The sequence below is a fragment of the Halorubrum sp. C191 genome, assembly GCF_002727095.1.
GTDB classification, from domain to species: domain Archaea; phylum Halobacteriota; class Halobacteria; order Halobacteriales; family Haloferacaceae; genus Halorubrum; species Halorubrum ezzemoulense.
Genome location: NZ_NHNZ01000145.1, coordinates 1 through 10,201, shown reverse-complemented (window position 1 = coordinate 10,201; position 10,201 = coordinate 1). Strand labels below are relative to the sequence as shown.

At 62.2% G+C, this 10,201-nt stretch carries 9 protein-coding genes and 2 pseudogenes; 6 read left to right on the top strand and 5 right to left on the bottom strand.

The window, feature by feature from the left end; all coding sequences use genetic code 11:
* Positions 1-497: pseudogene (locus Z052_RS14395) on the bottom strand (IS66 family transposase); the annotation flags it as partial.
* 166 nt (positions 498-663) lie between these two features.
* On the opposite strand from Z052_RS14395, the gene Z052_RS14390 reads away from it, so the two are divergent.
* A complete protein-coding gene (locus Z052_RS14390) occupies positions 664-1,293 on the top strand; it encodes a hypothetical protein (protein WP_099289179.1) in 630 nt (209 codons plus the stop codon).
* 135 nt (positions 1,294-1,428) lie between these two features.
* On the opposite strand, the gene Z052_RS14385 is transcribed toward Z052_RS14390, so the two are convergent.
* Complete coding sequence (locus Z052_RS14385) at positions 1,429-1,827, bottom strand: hypothetical protein (protein WP_199058289.1); 399 nt, start codon at positions 1,825-1,827, stop codon at positions 1,429-1,431.
* 41 nt (positions 1,828-1,868) lie between these two features.
* Positions 1,869-2,447: a hypothetical protein gene (locus Z052_RS14380; protein WP_099289177.1), complete on the bottom strand. Its 579-nt coding sequence runs from the start codon at positions 2,445-2,447 to the stop codon at positions 1,869-1,871.
* A 250-nt stretch (positions 2,448-2,697) separates the two neighbouring features.
* Here Z052_RS14380 and Z052_RS14375 point away from each other — a divergent pair, with 250 nt between their 5' ends.
* Positions 2,698-4,515, top strand: coding sequence for a hypothetical protein (locus Z052_RS14375; protein ID WP_144050033.1), 1,818 nt, complete (start codon positions 2,698-2,700; stop codon positions 4,513-4,515).
* A gap of 59 nt (positions 4,516-4,574) precedes the next feature.
* Positions 4,575-6,230, top strand: coding sequence for a PKD domain-containing protein (locus Z052_RS14370; RefSeq protein ID WP_099289175.1), 1,656 nt, complete (start codon positions 4,575-4,577; stop codon positions 6,228-6,230).
* Positions 6,231-6,264: 34 nt separating this feature from the next.
* Here the strand turns inward: Z052_RS14370 and Z052_RS14365 are convergent, their stop codons facing one another.
* Positions 6,265-7,119: a rhomboid family intramembrane serine protease gene (locus Z052_RS14365; protein ID WP_099289174.1), complete on the bottom strand. Its 855-nt coding sequence runs from the start codon at positions 7,117-7,119 to the stop codon at positions 6,265-6,267.
* 181 nt (positions 7,120-7,300) lie between these two features.
* Between Z052_RS14365 and Z052_RS14360 the strand changes: the two genes are divergently transcribed.
* The 3 genes from Z052_RS14360 to Z052_RS21035 all read left to right on the top strand — a co-directional run bounded on the left by Z052_RS14360 (position 7,301) and on the right by Z052_RS21035 (position 9,936).
* The gene (locus Z052_RS14360; protein WP_099289173.1) at positions 7,301-8,437 is read left to right on the top strand and encodes a S26 family signal peptidase; all 1,137 of its coding nucleotides are present in this window, start codon (positions 7,301-7,303) and stop codon (positions 8,435-8,437) included.
* Positions 8,434-9,504 carry a DUF5305 domain-containing protein gene (locus tag Z052_RS14355; RefSeq protein ID WP_099289172.1) on the top strand — a complete coding sequence of 357 codons (1,071 nt, stop codon included), beginning with the start codon at positions 8,434-8,436 and terminating at the stop codon, positions 9,502-9,504. Before Z052_RS14360 ends, Z052_RS14355 begins: the two co-directional genes overlap by 4 nt.
* 123 nt (positions 9,505-9,627) lie before the next feature.
* A complete protein-coding gene (locus Z052_RS21035; RefSeq protein WP_099289171.1) occupies positions 9,628-9,936 on the top strand; it encodes a hypothetical protein in 309 nt (102 codons plus the stop codon).
* 148 nt (positions 9,937-10,084) lie between these two features.
* Here the strand turns inward: Z052_RS21035 and Z052_RS14345 are convergent.
* Positions 10,085-10,201, bottom strand: a pseudogene (locus tag Z052_RS14345) (IS5/IS1182 family transposase); the annotation flags it as partial.

Sequence of the window (10,201 nt, the reverse complement as noted above, 5' to 3'; positions counted from 1 at the left end):
GGGTGAGCCGCAACTGTCTCTGTTCCACAGGAATCGCACTGGTAGTAGTGGCGGTTGTACCGGGTGATTTCTGGGGGCTGGGGATCAGGGATCTCCTCGACGAGTCGGGGGCTGACGCCCACCGACTCGTCGAAGCGGTCGCCACACTCAGGACAACAGTCACAGGTGACTTCGATTTCTTCGTCAGGATCGGCCGTAGAACGCCACTCCGGATCGTGACCATCCTTCCGACCGGGAGTGCCACCGTCAGTTCGGACATCGTCGTCTTCGTCATCTTGCGAGGTCGGGGACCCGTCGGTCCCCGACCGTCGCTTGCTGGGTGGAGTATGCGGATTCTCGTATTTGCGAAGACGTGTTTCGAGTTCTTCGATCCGCTCGTCTTTCTCTTGTAACTTCTCTCGGAGCTGTGCGTTGTCTTGTTCAAGCTCTTCGACTCGTTGTTCAAGTTGTAAAAACCGGGAGAGCAACTCCTCTTTGGTGAGATCATCTCCGTTCACAGATCCCACCTTCCAGTACAGACAGCAGAGGTAACGGGATGGGCTCCGTCGTGGAGCCCATCCCTGAGAATCATCACGAACCTCTGCTGCCAGTTCATACAGGCTACGTTGTGCGCCTTCTATGAGATAGCAGCGAAATCAGTTCGGGCTAAACACGTACGCATAGATGACAGTCACCGTTCCCGAGACGGACTCCGTGCTCGTCGAGGGCTCGGCGTTGTCGGGTCGACGGCGGGTCGTCCACGAGTTCCTCCACGACTGCGACGGGACCCCACTCGTCGTTTCGACGCGCCAGCCGGTCGAGAGCGCGCGGCGGACGCACCGGCGGGTCGTGGGTCGCGAATCGGGGGCGGACGAGACCCCGGGGGGGTCGGGCGACGAGCCGACGCCGCTCGTCGTCGACTGCGTGACGGGCGCGGTCGAGGAGTCTCCAAGCGACGAGTCGCACACGAAGTACGCCCAGCACCCGAGCAACCTCACCTCGGTCGGAACCAAGTTCACGGAGTTCCTCGAGGCGCGCGACGACGGCGCGCTCGCGGTGGGGATCGACACAGTCTCGCCGCTCCTGATGTACACCGACGCGTCGGCCGTGTACCGGTTCCTTCACATCGTCGTCCAGAAGGCGACGGGCGCGGGCTGCCCAGTCGTCGTCGGGCTCGACGGGTCGGCGCACGACGACCGCGTGGTCGCGCAGCTCGCGCCGCTGTTCGACGCGGTGGTCGAGACGCGCCGTGCGGAGGACGCCCGGGAGGTCCGCGTCGCGCGCCCGGAGCCGACGGAGTGGCGGGGGCTCTGAGCGGCGGAAGTTCCGATTCGGCGGTGCGCGCGAGAAGAGCAGGTCGGCGCTGGCTGTCACGCCCCACGTCGAACTGCTTCCGGTCAACAGTTGGAACACTCAGCCTGTTATGAAATCCTGAGGCGTTCGGCCTTCTCACGTGGGATTGCAGCTAATATCGACGACCTGCATCGTTCTCACAGAGAGTTCGTTATCATCACTCTCGATTATCAACATCACTTCCAGCGTCCCGTCATTGGTCCCCGCACACGACGCATTAATTTCGGCGGTTTCACTGGTAGCAAGCGTCACCTCGTCGTTCGCTCCATTCTCCGATTCGTACTCAACGCTTCCGGTCGTCTCAACATCTTCAACGGCCAGATCGACTTCTTGGCCGAACTGATTGGTGACGCGGAGTACGCCCCTTGTCGACCCGTTCTCGATCGAATCGTTCGTATTCTCAACGGCCAGGTAGGCGTTCTCGTCGTCGGCGACGGTGACGTCGACGGACCGCTCGGCTTGGATCGCGCTGTACCCGGCGGTCCCGGTGATCACTGTCGCGAGGACGAACAGCGCGAGGATCAGCCGCCGGTGTCTCATCCCTCCACCTCTGGAGGGGGTCCGTCACTGCCGAGCCTTCTGCGCCGGGCGAAATACGTGTGTGCGAGCGCGGAGACGACGAGCGCGGCGACGAGGAAGGCCATCCACGCGAGGTCGGGCAGCGCACTGAACAGCATCGCGTCGGTCCACAGCGCCGTCAGCAGCGCGCCGCCCACCGCCGCGAGACCGAGGTAGTAGCCGTGCCACGGGATCTCGGGTTCGGTGACGACGTCGAAGTAGATGTCGAGCTCCTCGGCGGCTGGCGTCGGACGCACGACGCCGGCACGCTTGTCGAACGAGACGATGTCGGCCTCGTCCATCTTCGGGAGGTGGCTCTGCTGGAGCGACACGTAACAAGACTTCCGGGTGTCCGAGTCCACCTCGGCGGGGGAAACGCCCGCCTCCCACGCGGCGACTCGCTTGGCCAGCCAGCCGAGGTCGGCCGCGTCCCCGCGCTGGCAGAGGGCGTGGAGCGCGAACCGCCGACGTCGGTTCGACAGCACGGAGAAGACCACTTCCTCGTCCAGCTCAACGCCGGCACCCGACGTCAGCCAGTCGGTGGAGGACAGGTTCATCAAGACATCTTAATGTTCCTCAACCGAATATATATCATTTTTGTATTTTTTTGGGAGACATTAGCGAAGCTATCAAAACACGCATCCCTCGCGAAGCGTCTCAGGTGACATCCCTGCCGTGCGTCGTTTCGGTCCGCGTAAACGACTCGTTACGCGGTCTCACCGAGCGATCATCGTATCGAAACCGCTCGTTTCGACGTTTCAACGAACCGAAAACGAAGTGGTGTCCACCCACAGGGTCGGGTGGACCATGAGACGGCGGAAGCTACTCATCGGTATCGGCGCGGCCGCGGCGGGCGGGAGCGCGGCCTTCGGTACAGAGGCGTTCACCAGCGTACAGGCGGAGCGTAACGTTGACGTCAGCGTTGCGGGCGATCAGAGTTCCTTTATCGCGATTAAAGGAACTGGATCAGATAACGCTGCAAAATACGTTACCGCTGATGGGAACAGCAACGTAGTGGAAATCAACCTTGACGGCGATAATACTGGATCCGGCTCAGGTGTTCCTGACAACGCAATCACCAAGCTGGATAACCTGCTTACGGTTATCAACCAAGGATCCCAGTCAGTCGACGTATACTTTGAGGACGATTCAGACGCGGTAACGTTCCGTCTTGATGATGGAAATGCAGAGGGTGTCGGGAACGCCAAGACGCTCGAAGTTGGCGAATCGGCGACGGTCGGTATCACTGTGGATACTACCGGCAGCGCTGGCGGTGTCGGCACAGACTTGCTCGACAACGTCACGCTCGTCGCTGAGTCTGAAACGGGAGCGACCACTGCTCCTGAGCAAATCAATGGCCAGACAATCTACGTTGGGGCTCAGACTGACTTCCCCGAATCCGAACCAGGCGACAGCTCGGACTTCTTCACCGATATTCAATCGGCTCTCGATGAAGTCCGGAACCCCGACACGGGGAGAGACGAGCCGATCGGTAGGATTCAGGTCAGTGCGAGCGCGAGCGGTGGTCCCTTCGGGCCGGTCGAGGTTGATGAGCCCGTCGTGATCGAGGGTGTGGGCGGTCAACCACAGATCACCGGATCCACTGATCCGATCGGATCCGACCCGGCGGCGGCATTCCTGAACGCCGACGGCGCACAGATCCGCGGCTTCGATGTGAGTAGTTCATCGAACAACGCCGTTAGTGTCGGCCGAAACGTCGCTAACGCGGTCGTTGCGGACTCGACCCTCAGCGGGGCGAGTGGTGCAAACGACGTCTTCGTCTTTGAGGGTACAGATAACATCGAGATCCGGAACAACACGATTAACAGCAGCGATGTCCAGCAGTCGATCTATGCCCAGGGCGAGACGAGCGTTGGGACTGCATCCACTCGGGTGAAGATTCTCGACAACGAATTCACCGGTAGTGTTACAAGTGGCGGCCAGGTAATCGGATTCGAGGCGGACGACGGCCGGATCGCCGGCAACGTCTTCGAAACGTCGAACATCAGCTACAGCGCGATTGAGATCTTCGGCGACGGCATCGAGTTCCTCGACAACGAGCTCCGGGTGAGCTCGCCTGGCAACTCGAACCACCAAGATCTCGTTCTGGCAAAGCCTGGAGTGAACTCGAACGTTGGTGTGGCGAACGCCGTGATCAGAAACAACGTGATCGTCGACTCGCTTCCCTCCAACGGTTCGGTGATCGATATCTCCGGGGCGGCCGAGACACTCACAATCGAGAACAACGATATTGAGGGCGATCCGATCTCGACCAGTGGGGGCAAGGCGGTTGCGGGGCCGCTCACGGTGAATATCAAAGACAACAAGATCGATCTCAGAGGTAGTGCGAGTAACCAAAACGGCATCTGGTGGAAGCCGTACAATCAGTCCAGTTACGATCCCTCTGGGAACGTCTACGACATCACAGGTAACGAAATCAACGGGAACAACACTACGAAGCCAGACATCAAGGTCAATGCGGACCCAGGCGGAAGTACGTTCAATTACGAGGTCAACGGCGTCAACGGTGGTGGAACCGGTACGGCCAGCGAGGCGGCCGAGCGCCTGTTGGAAGACAATACCGTCAATCTAGTGAAAGTAGAGGACAAGACAGAAACACAATAGAGATAATTTCAACCTCTCAAATCCTGCTTATTTCCATATCTCCCGAGTAAACTCCAGTTATGAACACCCGTCCCCTCGTCGCCGCGCTCGCCCTGCTCGCCCTCCTCGGAGCCGCGGCACCCCTCGCCAGCACTCAGGCCGCTGAGATCGGCGAGGGCGTCGCGATCCAGCCCGCGAACGGGCCGAACGGCGCGTACGCCCAGGTCGGCGACGACGGGCAGGTGTCGATCCAGCTCGACGGCGACGCGGCCGTGCCGGGCGGGAGCCTGCCGGCCGACGCGCTCACGCACTTCGACCGAGTCTTCCTAGTGGTCAACACCAACACCGCCGGCGACGCAGAGGGTCGGCAGGCGTACGTCTACGTGCGCGACGAGGGCGGGGCCGCCGAGGACTTCGACTTCTACCGCGGGACCGCACCCGGCGGTCGCACGCCGATCGAGGGCCAGGACAACGCGGTCCGGCTCGACACCGGCGAGTCCGCCCCGGTGGGGTTCGAGGTCGACACGCGTGAGGACTTCGAAGCGGCCGATCTCACCCTGACGGTCGTCGCGGAGGTCAGCGAGATCGCCGACGCGGTCCTCGCGGTCGAGACGGGCACGCCAACCGTCGACGAGCCCGTGACGTTCAACGCCACCGGCAGCGACGGCGACGCGATCGCGTACGCCTACGACTTCGACGACGGGACGATCGCGGGTGATGCCGGCCCGCAGGAGAATCACACCTTCACCGACCCCGGGACGTACAACGTGACGCTCACTGTCGAGGAGACTGCCGCACGCGCGCCCAACGGCTCCGACTCGGTCACCCGAGAGGTCGTGGTCCGCGGCCCGCCGCAGACCGCCGGCTCCGGCGAGGAGGTCGTCATCCCGAACGCCGTCTCGGGGAGCGACGACCCGGCCATCGAGTCGCTGACCGCCGACCTGGCGGGCGGGGCTAGCGGCGACGTCGCCGTCCGCGCGCTCGCCTCGGAGTCCGTCGCGGACGCCGCCGACGGCAACTCGCCGCAGGGGTCGGCCGTCGTCGGCGCGGCCAACATCTCGGTTCCGGCCAACCCAGACGTCGACGCCACGGTCACGGTCGAGACCGACGCCTCGGCGGTCCCGGCGGGGACCCCGGCCTCCGACCTCGCGCTCGAACGGTACAACGGCACGGCGTGGGAGACGCTCCCGACGGCCGTCGAGAGCACCGGCGGCGGCACCATCACGCTCGTCGCCGAGACGCCCGGCTTCTCGCCGTTCGCGGTGACGGTGAACCCCGACGCGCCGACGCTTGATCTTGGTGGTGACGGTGGTGACGGTGGCGGCGACGACGTGGACGACGGTGCTGACGATCCGGCCGACGACGCTGACGATGACGTGGACGACGGTGCTGACGATCCGGCCGACGACGTGGACGACGGTGCTGACGATCCGGCTGACGACGTGGACGACGGTGCCGACGATCCGGCCGACGACGCTGACGATGACGTGGACGACGGTGCTGACGATCCGGCTGACGACGTGGACGACGGTGCCGACGATCCGGCCGACGACGCCGACGGCGATACACCCGATGACGGCGCTGACACCGACGGCGCCGACGGCGCGGCGGCCCCGGACGACCAGCCGCCGGACGGCGAGCTCGGAGGCATCGGTCTCCTCCCGACTCTCGGAATCGCGGCCGTGCTGGCCATCTTGGCGGCGGTGGCCTTCATCCGCATCCGCCGGCGAGAGTGAGGCGCGGCACGTAACGCCGCGATCGCTGTCGCCGTCACCCGCCGTCTTCTATCGATGAATCGGAAGGCCCCCACGCCTTCGAGACTGTAACCAGTACGTTACTCCCCACACTGGGCGTGAGGTACGCCGGGATGAATCCAAACGCGTAGCCGAGGAGGTGCACATAGAGGTTGACCAACCCCCCCTGGACGTACGGGTCTGAGGGAAACGCCACGGCCGGGTAACCGACCCCGATTATTACCCCGGCGACGAGCAGTTCGAGATGCCCGGGCGGGAGCGCCGCGAGCGACCCGAAGTCTATCCGGATGTCGATCCCATACAGCACGGCAGAGAGGAGCGCCGCCGCGCTTATGCCGACACCGAGCCACCCGATCGGCGCTGAGACACCGACGACTGCGAATCCGCAGAAGAAGAGAACCGGTGCGTCCTCGACGCTGCCACCGGTTCTCGGCCGGTGATGTAGGTAGACGAACACGAACACCGGAACGAGACCGACCGTACCCATCACCACCCCCGACGCGCCGTATCCGATGCTCGGACGCGAGATCGCGAGGTTAAGAACGGATAACACTGGTGGCAGGACGGTGACGATAACGAAGAGCGCGATGCGGTAGCGCCCCCGAGCACCGGCGGTCCGTGCGAGGAGATATCCGACTGTCGTGGCGATGAGATACCCGACAACGTTCGCTGTCAAATGTGCCACGGTAAAGTGGACGAAATGGGACGTATACAACGAATAGAAACTCGGCGCCGCGTGTGATAGCGACAGTGCGAGTCGCGTCTCGCTCGGCGCGAGAAACACGAGCAGATAGAGTGCCGGGGGACCGACAACCAGACACGCGTCGGCGAGCGCGCCCAACCGCACCCCTTCGCGTAGAGACCTCCCCATACCGCGACGTTACCACCAACGCGGTAAAGTGTCACCCTCTAAATTGTCGTGTTGATAATTTTTCCTGTGGGTCGACGGGTGTTCTCACAGTTCACGATCCGGACGCCCGCATTGGGTTAGCTTTCCGCGGATTCGCCACATCGGCAACTTTTATATCACTGTGATAATAGTTCCACGATGAATGCGGGTAACAGCAGAGCGGCTGATTGAGGCTCTCGTCATCCTCTTTGCGGTCACTCTTCTTGCCGGACAGCTAGTCGGACAGCCGGTCTTGCTCGGATACGTCGAAACGGGGAGTATGGAGCCCACGCTCGAGCCCGGCGACGGATTCGTTTCGCTACCGCCCGAGGTTGTTGGTTCACCGTCGTCCGGTGATGTCATCGTTTACCGGGCAGAACAGGTGAATGGCGGTGGCCTGACCACTCACCGCGTCGTCGGTGAGACCGATCGTGGATACGTGACACAGGGTGACGCGAACCCGTTCACCGACCAGTCGGCCGGAGAGCCGCCGGTTCGCGATCCGCAGGTCGTCGCCGTCGGCGTCCGCGTCGCCGGCAGTCTTGTTACTGTTCCAGAACTCGGAACGGCCGCGGTCGCGATTCGGAGTGCCGGCGGCGGACTCCAACAACGCATCCCGACTCACGTCTGGATAGGCGCTGGTGTCGCTGGCCTAGTCGTGCTGTTGGCCAGCGGTAGTGGCGGCGGGCGTTTGGAACGACCGTCACTCCGGGACCGTGCGCCCGGACACGACAGCGGGCAGAGATTGTCGATCGGACCGCGTGAAATCATCCTGCTGTGTGGAGCGGTCGTCCTCGTAACGGCGACCGCGAGCGCCCTAGCTCCGTTTGGGCCGACCGAATACCAGGTCGTAAGCGCTGAAGCCGACTTACCCGGTCCGAGCGTCATCGCCGCAGGCGAGACAGAAACGACTACGTATCGAGTACCCGGCGGGACGGTCTTTCCAGTTCAATACTACGTCGAACCGGCCAGTGACGGCGTACAGGTACTCAACGGAACCGGTAGCGGTCGTATCCAACCGACTGACTCGGTGAACGCCACGATCCGTTTGTCGGCACCGCCTGAAACGGGCGCGTACAGACGGTACGTTCAAGAGTATCGGTATCCGCTCGTGATGCCTGCGTCGCTTATCGAGGCCCTTTATGAACTCGGCCCGCTCGCTCCGGTCCTCGTTCTTGACGCAGTTCTGGCGATCCCGTTTCTCCTCGCTGTACGGTTCGTCAGCAATCGTCCGCGGATTCGCGGCTCACCCGGTGCGGGCTCCGGTCCGAGCCGTCTGTTCGGAGGGCCCAGACGATGACCGACCCGGTCGGTGAGTCCGATGACGAACTTCTCTTGCGAATCCGGGACACGATCGACACCCAGTACGTGCTCATCATCGGCCTTCTCGTCCTGCTGATGACGGCCGGTCTGTGGGTTAGCTATACGACCCACGTGAGTCCAGAAACACAGACCGAAACTGAAGTCGTCTCACAGTGGAGCCGGACCGCGACGTTCGACCACGGCGCAACGGTCATCGGAGACAATCCAGTATACGACACGGGACAGCGTCTACAAAACCAGCGGGCGTACTTTCCACTCATTTCACCGGTTCTCTCAGGCGAGTATCGGTTCCAGTACGCCGCAAGTAACGATGGCAACATCGATATAGATGTTCGGCTTCAATCAATCGTTCAAGGCCGCAGCGACGGGACTGCTCTCTGGCAGCGGACCCGCGATGTCGGGAGTGTTACTGCGGATGAGGTCGAGCCAGGAGGGACTGCGACCACCGAGTTCGAGTTCGACATGAACCAGACACGAGTTCAGCTCGAACGCGTCGAGGAAACATTTGGTGAGACACCTGGCGACCCGGTCGTGATCGTACAGGCACAGACCCGTATAACCGGCCAGATTAACGGCCAGCCAGTTAATCGTGAATTCACGGATGAGCTTCGGTTAATTCCAGACGGTGATACATTCGTCGTCAATGACCCAGGAGAGGTGACGAACACCAGCCGTCAAACGCGGGCGATCACTACCACACGTGAGTACTCGTCTGCTAGACGCATTGGCGGACCGATCGTGTTGATACTTAGCGCGGCTGGTCTCAGCGGTCTCGTCGTCGCACGTCGTCGCGAGCAGATCACGCTGTCGCCAACGGAACGCGATCAACTGGTTCACTCAGAGTATTCCGAGTGGATCTCGGTCGGATCCCTCTCTGTACAGCCCGACCTTCCTGATTCGGGTGTTATCGAAATGTCGTCGCTCGTTGACCTCGTCAATGTCGCTGCGGATGCGGGTGAACGGGTAGTGTACGATCCCAATCAGGAACGCTACGCCGTGTTCAAGGGCGATCGGATGTACGTTTGTGAACCGCCACTGGAATGAGGACCTGCCCACGGCGAAAGCGATGAACATGCTCAGTAGTTCAAACCCGAGCCTGTTAGCGAACAAGCTATACAGCTCACGTCCGTATTAATTCCTGTCCGAGATGTCCCGGAGGGTAAACGCGTGAACCCACGATCGCTGACCGGATCCGGCATCACGGCGCTCCTCGTCGCTCCCGTGGTCGCCATGCTGGTCGGCCAACAGCTCGGTCAGCCGATCGTCCTCGGCTTCGTGCTCACCGGAAGCATGGACGCCGAGCCCACGAACATGGCTCCCGGTGACAGGTTCATCGCCGTCCCCCCGGCGGTTGCCGGAGACGTCGGCGAGGGCGACCTGCTCCGCAAGGCGATCGTCCCGATGGCCCTGTTCGCGCTGTTCGCCGGGCTGTTCGGGATGCTCCTGAGCTACGTCCTCGTGCCCGGGCTGTTCTGACCCCGCGACGGGTCGGTTCGGGCCGGGCGTTTCGGGTCGTGCGGACTGTCACCCACCCGAGCGTTGAACGCGATCGACCGGCCTCGACGACGAATGATTAGAAAATTTTAATTATTTGATCATAAATGAGCCTGTCATAGAAACCATCTCATAGCTTGAGCTTCTCGCGGCCAGGGTCGTCTCCCCGCTCGAAGTTGGTGATTACAACGACGAGACGGAGACACAGCGCAAGGAACACTTGTGTTCGTGCGTGGACGCGGCCTCG